14 protein-coding genes and 1 tRNA gene are annotated in these 17,271 nt (G+C 30.4%); 8 read left to right on the forward strand and 7 right to left on the reverse strand.

The genetic code is table 11. The features are described 5' to 3' along the window. Positions 1 to 8 precede the first annotated feature (8 nt). The 5 genes from BX611_RS02800 to BX611_RS02820 are packed head-to-tail and all read left to right on the forward strand — an operon-like array spanning position 9 to position 5,076. Positions 9 to 779 carry an outer membrane lipoprotein-sorting protein gene (locus BX611_RS02800; RefSeq protein WP_115877961.1) on the forward strand — a complete coding sequence of 257 codons (771 nt, stop codon included), beginning with the start codon at positions 9 to 11 and terminating at the stop codon, positions 777 to 779. Then, positions 779 to 1,999, forward strand: a complete 1,221-nt coding sequence (locus BX611_RS02805) for an ABC transporter permease (RefSeq protein ID WP_115877962.1) — start codon at positions 779 to 781, stop codon at positions 1,997 to 1,999. The genes BX611_RS02800 and BX611_RS02805 overlap by 1 nt, the downstream gene beginning before the upstream one ends. Positions 2,000 to 2,001: 2 nt before the next feature. Next, positions 2,002 to 3,219 (forward strand): ABC transporter permease, encoded by a 1,218-nt coding sequence (locus BX611_RS02810; protein ID WP_115877963.1) that lies wholly within the window; start codon positions 2,002 to 2,004, stop codon positions 3,217 to 3,219. A 4-nt stretch (positions 3,220 to 3,223) separates the two neighbouring features. Then, the gene (locus BX611_RS02815) at positions 3,224 to 3,922 is read left to right on the forward strand and encodes an ABC transporter ATP-binding protein (RefSeq protein WP_115877964.1); all 699 of its coding nucleotides are present in this window, start codon (positions 3,224 to 3,226) and stop codon (positions 3,920 to 3,922) included. A gap of 5 nt (positions 3,923 to 3,927) precedes the next feature. Next, a complete protein-coding gene (locus BX611_RS02820) occupies positions 3,928 to 5,076 on the forward strand; it encodes a hypothetical protein (RefSeq protein WP_147296390.1) in 1,149 nt (382 codons plus the stop codon). A 171-nt stretch (positions 5,077 to 5,247) separates the two neighbouring features. Here the strand turns inward: BX611_RS02820 and BX611_RS02825 are convergent. Then, positions 5,248 to 5,321 (reverse strand) — tRNA-Asn (locus BX611_RS02825). Between the two features lie 330 nt (positions 5,322 to 5,651). On the opposite strand from BX611_RS02825, the gene BX611_RS02830 reads away from it, so the two are divergent. The 3 genes from BX611_RS02830 to BX611_RS02840 all read left to right on the forward strand — a co-directional run bounded on the left by BX611_RS02830 (position 5,652) and on the right by BX611_RS02840 (position 10,487). After that, a complete protein-coding gene (locus BX611_RS02830) occupies positions 5,652 to 8,372 on the forward strand; it encodes a 2-oxoglutarate dehydrogenase E1 component (RefSeq protein ID WP_115877966.1) in 2,721 nt (906 codons plus the stop codon). Positions 8,373 to 8,411: 39 nt separating this feature from the next. Then, a complete protein-coding gene (gene odhB / locus BX611_RS02835) occupies positions 8,412 to 9,614 on the forward strand; it encodes a 2-oxoglutarate dehydrogenase complex dihydrolipoyllysine-residue succinyltransferase (RefSeq protein WP_115877967.1) in 1,203 nt (400 codons plus the stop codon). Positions 9,615 to 9,749: 135 nt separating this feature from the next. After that, on the forward strand, positions 9,750 to 10,487 hold the full coding sequence (locus BX611_RS02840; protein ID WP_115877968.1) for a hypothetical protein: 738 nt from the start codon (positions 9,750 to 9,752) through the stop codon (positions 10,485 to 10,487). On the opposite strand, the gene BX611_RS02845 is transcribed toward BX611_RS02840, so the two are convergent. The 6 genes from BX611_RS02845 to gcvH form a co-directional block, all read right to left on the reverse strand. Then, complete coding sequence (locus BX611_RS02845; RefSeq protein WP_115877969.1) at positions 10,484 to 10,936, reverse strand: retropepsin-like aspartic protease; 453 nt, start codon at positions 10,934 to 10,936, stop codon at positions 10,484 to 10,486. The genes BX611_RS02840 and BX611_RS02845 overlap by 4 nt on opposite strands. Then, a complete protein-coding gene (locus tag BX611_RS02850) occupies positions 10,937 to 13,633 on the reverse strand; it encodes a CHAT domain-containing protein (RefSeq protein ID WP_115877970.1) in 2,697 nt (898 codons plus the stop codon). 9 nt (positions 13,634 to 13,642) lie between these two features. Then, positions 13,643 to 15,628, reverse strand: coding sequence for a PKD domain-containing protein (locus BX611_RS02855; RefSeq protein ID WP_115877971.1), 1,986 nt, complete (start codon positions 15,626 to 15,628; stop codon positions 13,643 to 13,645). Positions 15,629 to 15,748: 120 nt separating this feature from the next. Next, on the reverse strand, positions 15,749 to 16,468 hold the full coding sequence (locus tag BX611_RS02860) for an energy transducer TonB (protein ID WP_115877972.1): 720 nt from the start codon (positions 16,466 to 16,468) through the stop codon (positions 15,749 to 15,751). A gap of 64 nt (positions 16,469 to 16,532) precedes the next feature. Continuing rightward, the gene (locus BX611_RS02865) at positions 16,533 to 16,901 is read right to left on the reverse strand and encodes a VanZ family protein (RefSeq protein WP_147296391.1); all 369 of its coding nucleotides are present in this window, start codon (positions 16,899 to 16,901) and stop codon (positions 16,533 to 16,535) included. Next, a complete protein-coding gene (gcvH, locus tag BX611_RS02870; RefSeq protein ID WP_115877974.1) occupies positions 16,891 to 17,271 on the reverse strand; it encodes a glycine cleavage system protein GcvH in 381 nt (126 codons plus the stop codon). Before gcvH ends, BX611_RS02865 begins: the two co-directional genes overlap by 11 nt.

The following is a 17,271-nucleotide window of genomic DNA, read 5'->3' on the forward strand; positions in this document are numbered from 1 at the left end:
TTAGCTTTATGAAAAGCATACAATTCTTAAAATTTACTACAGGCATTATTATTTTAATAATACCATTAATGACAATATTTAGTCAGCAAAACCTTTCTGCAACAGATATTGTTAAGAAAGCTGATGATAACATGCGGGGGGAAACATCGCAGGCAAATATAACTATTAAAATAATCAGACCAACATGGAGCCGAGAAATGAATATGAAAACCTGGAGTAAAGGAGATGATTATTCAATGATTTTAATTACAAGTCCTGCCAGAGAAAAAGGCACTGTTTTTTTAAAACGTATAAAAGAAGTTTGGAATTGGGTGCCTTCTATTGAACGCAATATTAAATTGCCTCCATCTATGATGTCTCAAAGTTGGATGGGAACCGACTTTACCAATGACGATTTAGTAAAAGAAGCCTCTTCGGTAACAGATTATGAGCATACCTTGTTAGGTAATGAAACAGTTTTTGATAAAGACTGTTTTAAAATTCAAATGATTCCTAAGCCTTCCGCCGCAATTGTTTGGGAAAAGGTAATTGTTTGGATAGATATTGTAGATTTTTTACAATTAAAAGCGGAATTCTATGATGAAGATGGCGAGTTGGTGAATATTATGAATTCAAGTGATATAAAAGAATTAGGTGGTAGAAAAATAACTTCAAAAATTGAAATGTTCCCTGTTGATAAAAAAGGTAACAGTACGGTTATCCTTTACAATAATATCCTTTTTGATGTGCCCATTAATGATAATTTCTTTACCACAAGAAATATGAAACAATTAAAATAATGTTATTAAAATTAGCTTGGTTAAACATATGGCGTAATAAACGCAGGACAATCATCACTGCTACCTCTGTGTTTTTTGCCGTGTTACTGGCTATAATTTTTCGTTCCTTAACCGATGGTATTTATGATAATATGATTCATAATGTAGTGAGTTATTCATCTGGTTATTTGCAAATCCACCAGAAAGGTTATTGGGATGAGCAATCTATTGATAATACATTTGAAGAAGATGAACAATTGTATCAAGAACTGCTTAAAAACCCAAATGTTACTCATCTAATACCCCGTTTACAAACATTTGCACTGGCTTCATACGCCGATAAAACAAAAGGTGTTCTTATTTTAGGAATAGATCCTACCAAAGAAAAAGTAGTCAACAACCTCCATGAAAAAATAATTGATGGGCAATACATTGAAAATGTTAATGAAAATGCTGTGGTTTTAGGCGAAGGATTGGCATCTCAACTAAAACTAAAGGTGAATGATAAATTGGTGTTTTTGGGTCAAGGCTATCACGCCAGCAGTGCCGCAGGAAAGTACAAAGTGAAAGGACTTGTAAAATTAGGTGCTATAGAATTGAATAATAATGTTGTCTATATGCCATTAAAACAATCCCAATTTATGCACGGAGCCGAAAACAGGTTATCATCTATATCTGTAATGTTGGATAAAACAAAAAATTTAGAAAAACTAAAACAATCGCTTCAAAAATCAATAGATCCTGACACTTACGAAGTAATGACCTGGAAAGAGATGATGCCCGAAATGGATCAGTTTATAGAGGCAGATAGTACAGGACATTATATTATTATTGGAATTCTGTATTTTATTATTTCCTTCGGATTATTTGGCACCTTATTGATGATGATTTTTGAACGTAAACACGAACTAGGCATCTTGATTGCCATAGGCATGAAAAAGCGTTTACTCGCCACTATTCTTTTACTCGAATCGATATTAATTTCCTTAATAGGTTGTTTTGTAGGTATTATCGCCGGTATTTTAGTTGTAAAATGGTTCACCATAAATCCCATTCATTTAACCGGAGAGATAAAAGAAGTCTATGAAGATTATGGTATAGAATCTATAATATATTTTTCAAGTCAAGAGAAAATTTTTATTGTTCAAACGTTGATTGTATTAGTATTATCTATCCTGTTAGCCTTTTATCCTGGTTATAAGGTCATGAAATTAAAACCTGTAGAAGCTATAAATAGTTAGTTATGTTGTTTCAAATTGCCTGGAGAAATATTTGGAGAAATGCCTCTAGAAGCTTAGTAGTTATAAGCTCCATAATTATTGGTATTTGGGCAGGTATTTTTATTCTGTCTTTTTCTTGGGGTTTATATAAAAACAACATCAATGAGTCGGTTTACAGACAATTATCCCATATTCAAATCCATCATCCCACATTTGGATATGAAAAGGATTCTAAATTCACCATACAAAATACAGACGCCATTTTAAAACAATTTCAATCTGATGGCCGTATTGCATCCGTAAGTGCACGGGTTATTGCAACTGGCATGATTACCTCACCAACAACCGCCAGTGGTGTTAACATTTATGGCATTCATCCGCCTTCAGAAATCACACAAATTGCATTAAACCAAAGTATAAAAAAAGGCACCTATTTTGAATCAGGCAAGGACAATGCCATTCTTATTGGTGAAAAACTGGCCAAAAAACTAAAAATTAAACTTAAAAGCAAAGTGGTATTAACCTTTACCAATGTAAATACAGACATCGTTTCAGCAGCGTTTAGAGTGGGAGGGATTTACAGGTCGAAGAATAGTTCGTTAGATGAAGTCAATGTCTATGTTCCACAAAACCATTTACGGGAGTTACTGGAATTAAAACCTTCTGAAAGTAATGAAATAGCGATACTAATAAAAGATGAATTACAATTAGAAGCCATAAAAAACGATTGTAAAACTTTAGTTTCAAATGCAAAAATTGAAGACTGGAAAGAACTGTCACCAGAACTAAGCCTAATTATAGAATCCTTTAACCTGTATACCTACATTATTAGCGGGCTCATTTTACTGGCACTAACGTTTGGCATTATAAACACCATGCTTATGTCTGTTTTAGAACGCATTCGAGAACTCGGTATGTTGATGGCCATTGGCTTAAATAAACGCAAAATTTTTATCATGATTATGTTGGAAACTATGTATTTAACCGTATTAGGCTGTCCCATTGGTTTGTTATTTGGATGGTTGACCGTTAGCGTATTAGGAAAAATAGGCATTAATATCTCTATGTTTTCAGAAGGATTGGCGTCTTACGGCTTCAGTTCCATGATTTATCCTGAATTAGATCAGGAAAAATATATAATTATTGTTACCATGTGTTTAGTAACAGCCATACTATCGGCTATCTATCCGGCCTATAAAGCGTTGCAATTAAACCCGTCAGAAGCAATACGTAAAATTTAAAATTATGGCAAAAACAATAATAGATGCACATAATGTTAGTAAAACATTCAACCCAAAAACGGTTCCGGTTCATGCGGTTCAAAATGTACATCTTCATATAGAAGAAGGAGAGTTTATTGCTTTAGTTGGACCTTCAGGCTCAGGTAAATCTACTTTATTGAATATGATGGGTGGATTAGACGAACCCACAGCTGGTACTGTTTTTATTGATGGTGTTGAAATTACCAAGCTTTCAGAAAACAAACTGATAGATTTCAGATTGCATAACATTGGGTTTGTATTTCAGTCATTTAATTTAATTCCTGTCCTTACCGCTAAAGAAAATGTGGGTTTTGTTTTACAGTTACAGCATATGTCAAAAAAAGAACGCGAAAAACGAGTGCTGAATTTATTAAAGGAAGTAGGTCTTGAAGATAAAATAAATAGTAAACCAGGTGAACTTTCGGGAGGCCAACAACAGCGGGTAGCAGTTGCCAGAGCCTTAGCATCTAAACCCAAAATAATATTGGCAGATGAACCTACAGCCAACCTAGACTCAAAAGCCGCAGCCAATTTACTGGATATTATGGCCAAACTGAACAAAGAAGAAAAAATCACGTTTTTGTTTTCTACACACGACCAACGTGTTATTAAAAAAGCTAGACGCGTTATCACCTTGGTTGATGGTAAAATAGATTCAGATGTTGAACAATCACCTACCTAATCCTTATGAAACGGTTATTTTTAATATATCTATTACTCGTTACTTTAATCACTATACATGCGCAGGAAAAGAAAGAGAAATTAGTGCTTTCCGGTTATATTAAAAATCTAAATGAATTCAGTTTTATAGATAATTTAGATCAATTACAATGGACTACCTTATTACACAACCGGTTAAATTTTAAATACAGGCCTTCAGAAAAACTAACGATGCGGTTAGAATTTAGAAACCGGTTGTTTTATGGTGATAACGTTAAAAACATAGTAGGTTTTTCAGAGTTAATAGCTCAGGATCCTGGTATAACAGATTTATCTTGGCATATTATGAACAATAAAAACCTGCTTTTAAACACAGCAATAGACAGGGCTTTAATTAATTATATAAACGGTGATTGGGATATTACCTTAGGAAGACAGCGCGTAAACTGGGGCATGAATTTAATTTGGAATCCAAATGACATCTTTAATACCTATAATTTTTTAGATTTCGATTATGAAGAACGTCCTGGCAGTGATGCCATTCGCGTGCAATATTATTTAGGTGACTTCAGTAAAATAGAAGTGGCTGTGAAAAAGGGACATGGCAAAGATGTTGTGGTAGCAGCAGCCATGTATAAGTTCAATAAAGCGTCTTATGATATTCAGCTATTGTCGGGGATTTATAAAAAAGATTGGTTTTTTGGCATCGGTTGGGCTGGAAACTTAAAAAATGCCGGTTTTAAAGGCGAAGCCTCTTATTTTGTGCCCTATGAAACCTATTTTAAGTCAAAAAATGTATTGAGTGCTGCAATTACGGTTGATTATGGTTTTAAAAAAGGATTGTACCTTAATGGTTCTATTTTATATAATAGTAGTGCGGACAATACATTAGGCAACATAGGCTATTTGTTATATACCAATTTAAACGCAAAAAATTTAATGCCATATAAATATTCAGGATTTCTACAATTGGTTAAAGAATTTACACCTATTTTTAAAGGAGCGGTGAGCACCATTTACTCACCAACCAATCATTCAGTTATAGTAATGCCAACTATTAATTATTCATTAGCTACAAACTGGGAACTCAATTTTACAGGACAATCCTTTTTTGAATTTGAAAATTATCAAACTTTAGGGAATAGTCTTTTTGTGAGATTGCGCTGGAGTTTTTGAATTTATTATGAATAATGAGATACGATAAGAATTTAGTTTTCAAATGATATTTAAAATAAAATTTTATAAACATTTTCTAAGAAATTTTTTCACAAATACACTTTTTTTCAGGGTTTACAAGCATAAAAAAAGGTTCCAAAACTAAATGTTTTGAAACCCTTACTAATGTTGCTCCCCCTCTTGGGCTCGAACCAAGGACCCTCTGATTAACAGTCAGATGCTCTAACCAACTGAGCTAAGGAGGAATGCAATTTGCTTTTGCGAGTGCAAATATACAAGGTTTTCTTCTTTTTGCAATTTTTTTTTGAAAAAAAAACGCTTTTTTTTTACTTATTAAATTATTAAAATCTAACCGCTTGTAAATTAAATTTTTAGCCTCTCAAAAAATATTGTATTTTTTTGATTGATTTTCAAAATTTACCATAAAAAAAGTACGTAAAGGACTACATTTATATCTTAAATACTTTTTTTTTATCAAAAATATAATAATTGTAAAAATAAGGTATTTAAAACAATGGTTTTAGTAAAAATTGTATTTTTACACCCTATATAAAATTAGACTACTAACATAAAATATGGATAAATTTTCATTTTTAAATGCAATACATACAGAGTTTATTGCCGATTTATACGATCAGTATTTGATAAATCCTGATAGTGTAGAAGCTAGCTGGAGAAGTTTTTTTCAGGGATATGACTTTGCAAATGAAAAATACTCATTATCTGATGCTGAACTTCAAGTTCCTGATAATGTATTTAAAGAATTTAAAGTAATTGATTTAATAAATGGTTACAGAACCCGAGGACACTTATTTACTAAAACAAATCCTGTACGTGCCAGAAGACAATATACACCTACTCTAGAAATTGAGAATTTTGGACTTTCTGAAAGTGATTTAGATACTGTATTTGATGCCGGTGGAATTATTGGTTCGGGTAAAAATACACTTAGAAACATTATAAAACATCTTAAAACAATTTATTGTGATTCAATAGGTGTTGAATATATGTATATTAGAAATCCTGAAGAAATAAAATGGTTTCAAAAACAATTAAATAAAAATTCCAACCATCCAAATTATTCGGTTGATTCAAAAAAATACATTCTTCAAAAATTAACTCAGGCAGTTACTTTTGAGAACTTTTTGCAAACCAAATATGTAGGACAAAAACGTTTTTCGTTAGAAGGTGGAGAAACATTAATTCCAGCAATTAGTTCCGTAATTAGAAATGCTGCTGAAATTTATGATGTTGATGAGTTTGTGCTTGGAATGGCGCATAGAGGACGTTTAAATACATTAACAAATATTTTTAGAAAACCTATTAGAGATGTTTTTAGTGAATTTGAAGGAAAAGATTTTGAAGATGAAAGTATAGATGGTGATGTTAAATACCATTTAGGTTTAACTACAAGTAAAACCTTAAAAAATAACAAGGAACTTAAAATGAATTTGGTTCCTAACCCTTCACACTTAGAAACTGTGGGTCCTATTGTTGAAGGAATTGCACGTGCAAAAATAGATAAAATTTACAATGGTAATAATTCCAAGTTACTTCCAATAATTGTTCATGGTGATGCTGCTATTGCTGGGCAAGGCTTAGTATATGAAGTTACTCAAATGAGTAAATTAAATGGCTATACAACTGGAGGAACCATACATATTGTAATTAATAACCAAATTGGTTTTACAACCAACTATTTAGATGCAAGATCCAGTACTTATTGCACAGATGTGGCAAAAGTAACTTTATCACCAGTTTTACACGTAAATGCTGATGATGTTGAAGCTGTTGTACACGCAATTGAAATGGCATTAGACTTTAGAATGCAATTTAAAAGGGATATTTTTATTGATTTATTGGGATACCGAAAATACGGACATAATGAAGGTGACGAGCCTCGTTTTACCCAACCAAATTTATACAAAGCAATTGCCAAACACGCCAATCCAAGAGATATTTATGCAAAACAATTAATTGCTGCAGGGGTTATTGATACGGCTTATTTAAATGATTCTATTACTGAATTTAAGAATTTATTAGAAGATGAATATCTAGAAGCCAAAAAAGTTGAAAAATCTAAGGTTCGTGAATTTATGCAAGATACTTGGAAAGACTTTAGCAGACATAGATTAGATGCTATGCTAATTTCTGAAGATACTGGCTATTCAAAATCTAAGCTTGAAAATATTGCTAAAGTTGTTTCAACAGTTCCAAAAGGTGTAAAATTTTTAAGAAAAGCAGAACGCATTTTAAAAGACCGTAATAAAATGGTTTTTGAAACCAATGCAATTGATTGGGGAATGGGTGAAACTCTAGCTTACGGTAGTTTACTCCAAGAAGGTTTTGATGTACGTATTTCAGGTCAGGATGTTGAAAGAGGAACTTTTAGTCATAGACATGCAATTTTAAGAGATGAAATTTCAGAAGAAAGGATTAATCTTTTAAATACAATAAATGATAAGCAAGGACAAATGTATATTTATAATTCCTTGTTATCTGAATATGGTGTTTTAGGTTTTGATTATGGATATGCTATGGCAAATCCAAATACTTTAACTATTTGGGAAGCCCAATTTGGAGATTTTAGCAATGGAGCTCAAATAATTTTCGACCAATATTTATCAGCTGCCGAGGATAAATGGAAACTTCAAAATGGAATTGTTGTATTATTACCTCACGGTTATGAAGGACAAGGTTCTGAACACTCTTCAGCGCGTATGGAACGTTTTTTACAATTATGTGCTGTTGATAATATGATTGTTGCCGATTGTACAACACCTTCTAATTTTTATCATTTATTGCGCCGTCAAATGAAACGTAAGTACAGAAAACCATTAATCGTATTTACTCCAAAAAGTTTATTACGTCATCCTTTGGCCGTTTCAACTTTAGATGATTTTGCCAATGGAAGTTTTCAAGAGGTTATAGATGACACTATAAATCCAAAAAATGTGACTAAATTAGTGTTTTGTACTGGTAAATTTTATTACGATTTATTGGCTGAACGTACTAATCTGGATAGAAATGATGTTGCATTAGTGAGAATTGAACAATTATTCCCATTACATTTAGAAAAATTACAACAAATAATTAATAAATATCCAAACGTTAAAAATTATGTTTGGGCACAAGAAGAACCTGAAAATATGGGTGCATGGAGTTATATGTTGCAACGTTTTAGATTGGTAAATTTGGAAGTGGCATCTCAACCATTTTATGCTGTTCCTGCAGCTGGATCTTCTGCCAGATTTAAAAGAAGACATCAACGTATAATTGATAACGTATTTAACTAACTAATAAAAATTCGTCTAAAAAGACTTAAAATTAAAAAGATGATTTTAGAAATGAAAGTTCCCTCTCCGGGAGAATCTATTACAGAAGTGGAAATTGCAGCTTGGCTTGTTGAAGATGGAGACTATGTTGAAAAAGATCAACCAATTGCTGAAGTTGATTCAGATAAAGCAACCTTAGAATTACCTGCTGAAGAAAGTGGTATCATCACTTTAAAAGCTGAAGAAGGTGATGCTGTTGAAGTTGGTGCAGTTGTTTGTTTGATTGATATGGATGCAAAAAAACCTGAAGGAACTACTTTAAAAACAGAAAAAGTTGTTGAAACAACTAAAGCTGAAGAAAAGCCAACAGAAACTAAAACTACTTATGCAAGTGGTTCAGCTTCTCCTGCAGCAAAAAAAATATTAGAAGAAAAAGGAATAAGTGCTTCAGAAATAAAAGGAACTGGTAAAGATGGCAGAATAACAAAAGATGATGCTGTAAAAGCCGTTCCAAGTATGGGAACTCCATCTGGTGGCTCTCGTGGTTCAGAAAAAACAAAGCTTTCAATGCTTCGCAGAAAAGTAGCAGAACGCTTGGTTTCAGTGAAAAATGAAACTGCAATGCTTACTACTTTTAATGAAGTAGATATGAAACCTATTTTTGATTTACGTAAGGAGTTTAAAGAAGATTTTAAAACTAAACACAATGTTGGTTTAGGATTTATGAGTTTCTTTACTTTAGCAGTCGTTAGAGCATTAAAAATGTATCCAGACGTAAACTCAATGTTAGATGGAGATTATAAAATTTCACACGATTTTCAAGATATTTCAATTGCAGTTTCTGGTCCAAAAGGATTAATGGTTCCGGTAATACGAAATGCTGAAAATTTAACATTTAGAGGTATTGAAAGTGAAGTTAAACGTTTAGCAATTAGAGCGCGTGACGGTCAGATTACTGTTGATGAAATGACTGGTGGAACATTTACTATTACAAATGGTGGGGTTTTTGGTTCTATGTTATCAACTCCAATTATTAACCCTCCTCAAAGTGGAATTTTAGGAATGCATAATATTGTTGAACGCCCTGTTGCTGTTAATGGTGAAGTACTTATTAGACCAATAATGTATGTTGCATTATCTTATGACCATAGAATTATTGATGGAAGAGAATCTGTTGGGTTCTTGGTGGCAGTAAAAGAAGCTCTTGAAAATCCGATTGAAATTTTAATGGATAACAATCCTAAAAAAGCATTGGAGTTATAAAATAAATAGTCTTTTTTATACTATATAAATCCTGAACCAAATGGTTCAGGATTTTTTTTTGATTTTATGATAATAGTCATCCTTATTTAGACTAAATAAAAATAATTTTACCCTTTATTTTTATTATAAATTCACATGCATAAACTTACCTATCTTGTTTTAATCATTTTGCTTATAAATATTAAAATAGTTGCTCAAACAGTTGAACCTTCAACAGGAGTTGAAAAAAATAATATTCAATTAGAATTTGAAACACTTTTTTCAATTGAAAAAAAAGAATCTCAAAAAAACACTTCCTGGAGTTTACCAAACATTCTTGTACGGTATGGTATATCTAAAAATATCGAATTACAATTACATACCCCTTTTACAAAAGAAAGGTGCTTCGAAAACAATCTATTAACTTCTAATGTTTTTAAATTTGACGAGGTTGAAATTGGGGTATCCTTAAATTTATGGAAACAACATAAAATACTACCTGAAACGGCAATTATGGCAAGAGTGATTTCTAAAACAAATAGATTCAGTATAAACAAACTTGGAAATATTATTTCTTTAAACTTTTCAAATATTATTTCCAAAAAAATAAGTCTTGGCTATAATATTGGGACTTCAACAAATATAAATAAAGAAACTACTGGCTTTTATATTTTAAATGTTACCTATGAACCAAACTCAAATTGGCATTACTTTTTGGAAAATTCGAGAAATTTTACATTTGAAAATACTGAGTCAAATTGTTTAGGAACAGGCTTTGGTCATAATTTAAATAGTAACATAACAATAGATTTCTCATTTTCTAAAAGTCTAAAAAACAACATGTTTTATACGGGAGCCATTTTGAGTTGGGCTATAAATACTAAAAAAAGTTAATGCTTAAAAACCAGTTTTTCTAAATACACGCATTTATTTTTATAATCGATTATGGCATTTCCTTTTTCTAAAATATCAGCACCAATAATTCCATCTACAGTTTCTGCATGGTGTTCTGTTAACGCGGTATTTACATGCGTTAAATCCAGTAAAACTAAATTCAGGTTTTTAAATTTCCAGTCTTTTAATTTAATCGTATTTTTTTGAGCAATTTTCGTTTCCATTCCAATAGCACCAGCACCGGCTGCTTTAGTTTCAGAATCTGTAACTTTTAATTTAAATTTTATTGCCAAAGTAATTTCAACACAAGAGTTTGATGCTCCTGTATCTAAAATAAACCTACCATTAACACCATTTAATTTTGCTTCAATTTCAAAATGATTGGTATTTATTTTTTTAAGTTTAATTTTGGAGTATCCTTTTCTTTTAAGTATGCTATTTAATTTCATTTACTTACTATTTAATTCAAATCTACTATTTTTTAAAAAGAAAAAGCCTCCAATTAAAATAATACCTACAATAAAAAACCACCAATAACTTATCTGTTTCTTGCCAGCAGTAGCAACTTCTCCTATATAAATAAAACTAGCCCAATAATAGGGTGATTTTTTTAATGAAGAAATATTTTTATTATTCAAATAATCCAATTTTGATGATTGTAAAGCCGCTGATTTACTTCCGTATTTAGTGTAATTTTTATAAAAACCTGCCATTAATTTTTCGGTAGATTTATCATTCACTTTCCAAAGTGATACTATTAAGTTTTTTACACCTGCATAAGAAAAACCACGGGCTAAACTCATTGTTCCTTCACCTTTCCTTAGAGTTCCTATTCCTGTTTCACAGGCACTTAAAACAACTAAATCAAGGTTTAAATTATAACCATAAATTTCAGGTAAGTACAACGTTTCATCATAAAATTCAATTGCAGGAGGTGTAAAAAAATCTCCAGCAGTTGCATGTGTAGAAAGATGTAGCATTGAATATTTTTTCCCAATAGAATCAAAAACATTTTTTACAGCTTCGCCAAAAGTTAAAAAATCTCCCTCTACTTCATTTTCAATACTTTTAGCTTCTTGTTCTGTAAAACTTAATTCTGCTAAATTTCTATGATTGTTTTTAAATACAGGAAAAAAACCTATTAATTTATCTTCCTTTCTATCACTATTTTTGGTATTACTTAATAAAATAGAAGCTGAATACGCATAACTTATATTGGCTTTTTTTATTAAATAAGGTAATTTCTCAAAATTTATTATTTCTGTTTTTTCAGTAATTAAGGCATCAAATGGCAAAAAAGAAAATAACCCATCAGGTATTAAAATTATATTTTTGGCTAGCTCTTTCTTAAAAAAATGTTCAAATAGTTTAAATCCTAAACTTGTATATTTATTTATATTATTTTGAAGTGCAGTACCTCTTTCATCTGAAAATAATTTTAAAAAGCTTAACAATTCTTCTTTAAACACTTCATCTTTTTCAATTTGAACAACTGAAATAGGCTTGTTTTTTGAAATTGAAAATATATAAACGTTCCTTGTTCCGTCAAAAAACTCAATTAATAGTTCATTATTAAGTAGTAGTTTTTCTTCAATTTTGTCAATTGAAACTGATGTGTTTAAATTCGCTTTCAAATTTGGATATTTTTCATCAATTTCTTGGTTTAGCAATTGAATTTCCTGAAAAACGAACTCACGTTCTTTGGTTAATTTAGCTAATACATTTAGTACTGCATTTTCATTTTTTAATTGTTCTAATGTAATACTTGTATTTAGCTCCGCTTTTTTTAATTGTAGTTTTTCCTCCTTTATAAAAAGACTATCATTTTTAATTTTTGATTTCGCAAATAAAAGCTCCTTATTTTCTAATAAAACAACAGATTTTGTTTGCTCTGCAAATTGAAATGCCTTTTCTAACCAAAGAACATTATTACTTTGCTGAAACATTGTGTAACATAATTCTATACAATTCTCACTTCTATTTCTATTTTCTTGTTGCTGTAATAGTTTTGCATTCTGACTTAAATAAGTATCTCTTAACTCATTTTCAATCAAAAAAGACAACTCATAATTTTTAACTGCTTCTTCAAAATTATTTAGTTGCGATAACACTTTTGCCCTGCCATCAAAAGCTTCTTTTAAAGTGTTCTCAGGATAAAAATAAGTGCTTTTAGGATTTTCAAAAATATCCTTCGGAATATAATTAGGCAATAAAGTTATCAGCGCTTTTTGATAATAACTTAAAGCAATTTCACTCTTATTTTGAAACCAATATACTTCGGCAATTTTATTGTAAATTTTAGCTGTTTCTCTATCATTTTTTCCAAAAATTATTTTAGAAAACTTTAAAGCTTTTTCGAATTCTATAAGTGCTGGCTCAAATTTATTTTTTGAAATAAAGCAACTTCCTAATGTAATTGAATTTCTAGTTGAAATGGATAAATCATTAAGTACGTTTAATGTATTTGATAAAATGGCTTCTTTTTTTGAATTTTCAAATTCGCTTAAAAACAAAAAATTTATTGCTTTATCTGAATGAATTTTAGCTTTTTGATTATTAGAACTTGCATTTAACAACCCTAAATTTAGGTATTTTATAGCAGTAACATAGTTTCCTTTTGTTCTGTAAACAGCCGCTAAATTTAAATATCCTGAACCAATTTGAGTATCACTTTTTTCCTTAATTGCTTTTTCAATGGTAATTTTAATAATATCTTCTGCTCTGTCCACATCTCCAAGCCGCGTATAGTTATTTGCCAAAGGCTTTAAACAGTATTCAATTATATTGTAATTAATGTAATTTCGTTTATAAAAAGAATAAGCTTTTTCGTAATAATTAATAGACTCATTTATAAAACCAAACTGTTTTAATTGATATGCATAATTTATATAAAAATAAAGTTGGGCAACTTTTTCCTCTTTATTTAAAGGATTTCTCCATAAATTAGATTCCAGGTTTTTATAAAGAACTAAACTTTCAATTGTAGTATTTTTTGCAAACTCATCTAAATGAACATAAATAAATTCCGAGTAATTATTTTGTTGCTTTAAACTATCAATGCTTAAAATAAATGAATCACTAAATTGCTGCGCTGAAACCAAAAAATTACATAAAAATACGAAAGCAATAATCCCTTTTTTAAGCATCTTCTATTTTTAAATTTTCCAAATTGCATAAAAATGAAGTTGCGCATTTGGCGCATCAAAATTATAAATATAACGCGCTCCTAAACTTGGTCCAATTCGGGATGCACCAATAGTAATATCTCCAAAAAACCCATATTTTATATCAGAAAAAGGGTTGCTTTCAGAAGTAACATTTGTTGAAGAAGCTCCTTGAATTAATTCTCCAGGCTCTTTTGCTGAATTTATTGTATAATAGTTGAATGTAGTTTCAAAATCTGTTTTATTAGAAATATCTAAAGACAGTTGTGGTCCAAAACCTAAGCCTACAACACCATTTAAATTATATCTAAACGAAACAGGAACAACATCAATATTAATTTTAGTTGTTTTTGAAGTATTTTCTTCAAATTCAAAACCTCTAGTACCATCTAATAAAGCAACTATCCCATTTTGCTTCATTAAACTAAAATTATTAAAATTATGAGTACCCATCATAATTTCAGCTTGTAAATACTTTTTATAAGATTTATAAGGCGAAATAGTTGCTCCAATAAAATAGCTTTCAGAATTCTTTAAATCTGGAAAGCTATTATAGCCAGCTTTTACACCTATTGAAATTCCTTGTTTAAACCTTGATGTGGAAGTATTAGTAATAATTGGTTCATTTTTATCGAATATAATTGCAGTTTTACTTTTCGATTTTACTTTATGAAAATCCTTTCCAAACTTTAACGCATATTTTACAAATCCTTTGGTTGAATCTTTTTCATATACTCCCTTTTGAGCCGTTCCTGGTAAATAAATATTTTTAAACTGAAAAGAAATTTGATCTTTACTAATAATAGTATCCAAACAGCTATAATTCACTTCTTCCTCTGGACAAATAGGGCATTCTGGATACATATCTAAAACTTCTAGAGTAGATTTGTCTAACATTTTAGGAATGTCAACATTTAGTTTTATAAGTCTTGCTGGTCCTTCACCATCATTTTGAAAACGAACCTTATATTTTAATTTTTTAAATCGAACCAATCTATAATTTAAACGTGTATCATAAACAGCCATTTTATTTGGGTCATGTGAAGTTACAATCTCCATTTCTTTAGTAAGTACCTTATGAGAATCATTTCCTCTTTCTGGCACATAAATACTTCTAATTGAAATTACCGCACTCGTGTCCTTTAACATTTCTGGTGTAGTTTTAAATGTGAAAAACATATTTCGCTCTTCATTAGACTGCATATCTTCAAAATCATAAACTTTTACATCTTGGTAGTAAGCTTTTGCATCTTCTAATGTTAATGGTAAGTTTTGCATTAAAGTATCTGAAACAATTAATTTCTCATTAATAAAAGTTGAAATACCTGTTGTTTGAATCCATTCATTTTTTGAAATATAGCCGTTATTATCAACAATAATTTCATCTAAAATTTCTTGCTCATTATTATGCAAACGCACATCCACTAAATCAAAATTTTTGGCTTTGTACTTTTTTTCATTGAAGAATAAATATACCTTACCACTTGTAGCATATTCTTTTTGGTTACCATAACTAACAACTAATTGTATTTCTTCTTCGGGTATAGGATCTCTATTTGTTTGTAACCTAAACCCGTTATGAACTTTTAGTAAATTGTGGTTCTCATTTGAAGAAACTTCAGGATTATCTGTATTTATAACAACACTTTTAGGTCTGGTAGTTGGTGGTTTACCGTCATCATAATTATTTGTTACCGATAGCTGCACATTATAATTTCCATTATTTTTATAATTATGTTTAGGCTCTTTTTGAAAACTATATTCACCATCACCAAACTCCCAATAATAAGTGTAAAATGCTTTTGGCGCACCTGCAATCTGATTTAATTCTGGTGTTTCAGGATTAAAAGAAACCTGATTACCATTAATATTATAAACTATTGATGCAGTTCTAGTAACAGTATCTTGTACTATAGATTGAGCATTTAAATAATTACAAAATAACACTAAACAAATACCTTTAAAATAGCTTTTCATATAAACCCTTTTTAACAAATATAAAAAAACATTCTAAATGATACCTAACTCATAATTTTTGGCACAAAAAAAGCCATCTTTTAAAAGATGGCTTTTTTATAATTATAAATATTTTATTTACTATTCAACTTTAAAAGCAATAGGTAAACTATATTTTACACCTACTGGTCTACCCCTTTGTTTACCAGGAGTCATTTTAGGTAATGATTTAACTACACGAATAGCTTCTTCTTGCAATCTCTTATGAGGTGCACGTGCCATAACATCAGTAATATTACCGCTTTTATCAATCTTAAACATTACAAAAATACGCTTTACACCAGGAGCTAATCCTAAATCTGATGCCAAATCTGCGTTGAATTTTCTATTAACGTGTTTTGTAATCTTATCCTGTAAACAAGCTCTTAATTCAGCTTTGTTACCTTTACATCCAGGGTAAATAGGCACATCTTCAATAATAGCAAAAGGTACATCTTCCATAACTTCCTCTTCCTCTTCTACCTCAATAATCTCCTCAACTTCAACCGCTTCATCCTCATCGGTTTCTGTAGATTCAATTACAGTTTCTTCAATTTCTTCTTCATCCTCAACAATCTCAATTTTATCTGGAGTTGGTGGTGGTGGAGTTTTTGGTTCCGGAGGCTTAACTTGCTCTATTTCAATAGTTTGCTCTTCATCATCCATGTTTAAAACTACTGGCCCTAAATCACCAATTATTCTATCGTAAGTTTTTTTCTCAATGGCTAAATAAACCACCAATAAAGCTAAAACTAAACCTAACTGCATAAACAACTTGCTGTAGTTTTCAAGATTTGCTTTTGGATTTTTTTTAATCTGCATCTGTAAAATATTTTATAGTTCGCTAATTTAATAATTTTAAAACAACTTTTGCAACAATATTTTTCTATTTCAAAAGTTTTTTTTGTAAAACCATTTTAAAAATTGTAAAAGCCAAAAGAATTCCAACTAAATTGGCTATTAAATCATTTATTTCTGGCTGTCTGTAATTTGTTACAATACCTTGTAAAACTTCAATAATTATGCCATAAAAGAAAATTAACACTATTATTAGAATGCTAATTTTCAATTTGCTAGCTTTATTTTTATAGGTTAATAGCCAACTTAATGTTAGCAAAAAATAAGCAATAGTATGTATGGTTTTATCTGAAATGCTAATTTTTGATGGCATAGAATTCCCCATGGTAACCAAACTACCAAAGCCGATAATTAACGTAAAAAAAATTGCAATAAATAAATAATGCTTACGCTCCAATTAATGCTGTATAGTCCTCTGCTGATAATAACTCCTCTATTTGAGAAGCATCAGAAATGGAAATTTTTATCATCCAACCATCACCATAGGGATCAGAGTTTACTTTTTCAGGCTCATCTTCCAAGACTTCATTAAATTCAATAACTTCACCCGTTAAAGGCATAAACAAATCGGAAACCGTTTTTACGGCTTCAACGGATCCAAAAACTGCATCTTTTTCTACTGTTTCATCTAAAGTATCTACATCTACATAAACAATATCTCCTAATTCACCTTGTGCGAAATGTGTAATACCAATGGTTGCTGTATCGCCTTCAATTTTTACCCACTCGTGGTCTTTTGTGTATTTTAATTCTGCTGGAATACTCAT

The organism is Lutibacter oceani (assembly GCF_003384935.1).
Lineage (GTDB): Bacteria > Bacteroidota > Bacteroidia > Flavobacteriales > Flavobacteriaceae > Lutibacter > Lutibacter oceani.

Bases quoted from the DNA above. Each gene is read 5' to 3' on its own strand.
- BX611_RS02800 (WP_115877961.1), top strand. From the start codon at position 9: ATGAAAAGCATACAATTCTTAAAATTTACTACAGGCATTATTATTTTA.
- BX611_RS02805 (WP_115877962.1), top strand. From the start codon at position 779: ATGTTATTAAAATTAGCTTGGTTAAACATATGGCGTAATAAACGCAGG.
- BX611_RS02810 (WP_115877963.1), top strand. From the start codon at position 2,002: ATGTTGTTTCAAATTGCCTGGAGAAATATTTGGAGAAATGCCTCTAGA.
- BX611_RS02815 (WP_115877964.1), top strand. From the start codon at position 3,224: ATGGCAAAAACAATAATAGATGCACATAATGTTAGTAAAACATTCAAC.
- BX611_RS02820 (WP_147296390.1), top strand. From the start codon at position 3,928: ATGAAACGGTTATTTTTAATATATCTATTACTCGTTACTTTAATCACT.
- BX611_RS02830 (WP_115877966.1), top strand. From the start codon at position 5,652: ATGGATAAATTTTCATTTTTAAATGCAATACATACAGAGTTTATTGCC.
- odhB (WP_115877967.1), top strand. From the start codon at position 8,412: ATGATTTTAGAAATGAAAGTTCCCTCTCCGGGAGAATCTATTACAGAA.
- BX611_RS02840 (WP_115877968.1), top strand. From the start codon at position 9,750: ATGCATAAACTTACCTATCTTGTTTTAATCATTTTGCTTATAAATATT.
- BX611_RS02845 (WP_115877969.1), bottom strand. From the start codon at position 10,936: ATGAAATTAAATAGCATACTTAAAAGAAAAGGATACTCCAAAATTAAA.
- BX611_RS02850 (WP_115877970.1), bottom strand. From the start codon at position 13,633: ATGCTTAAAAAAGGGATTATTGCTTTCGTATTTTTATGTAATTTTTTG.
- BX611_RS02855 (WP_115877971.1), bottom strand. From the start codon at position 15,628: ATGAAAAGCTATTTTAAAGGTATTTGTTTAGTGTTATTTTGTAATTAT.
- BX611_RS02860 (WP_115877972.1), bottom strand. From the start codon at position 16,468: ATGCAGATTAAAAAAAATCCAAAAGCAAATCTTGAAAACTACAGCAAG.
- gcvH (WP_115877974.1), bottom strand. From the start codon at position 17,271: ATGAGTATTCCAGCAGAATTAAAATACACAAAAGACCACGAGTGGGTA.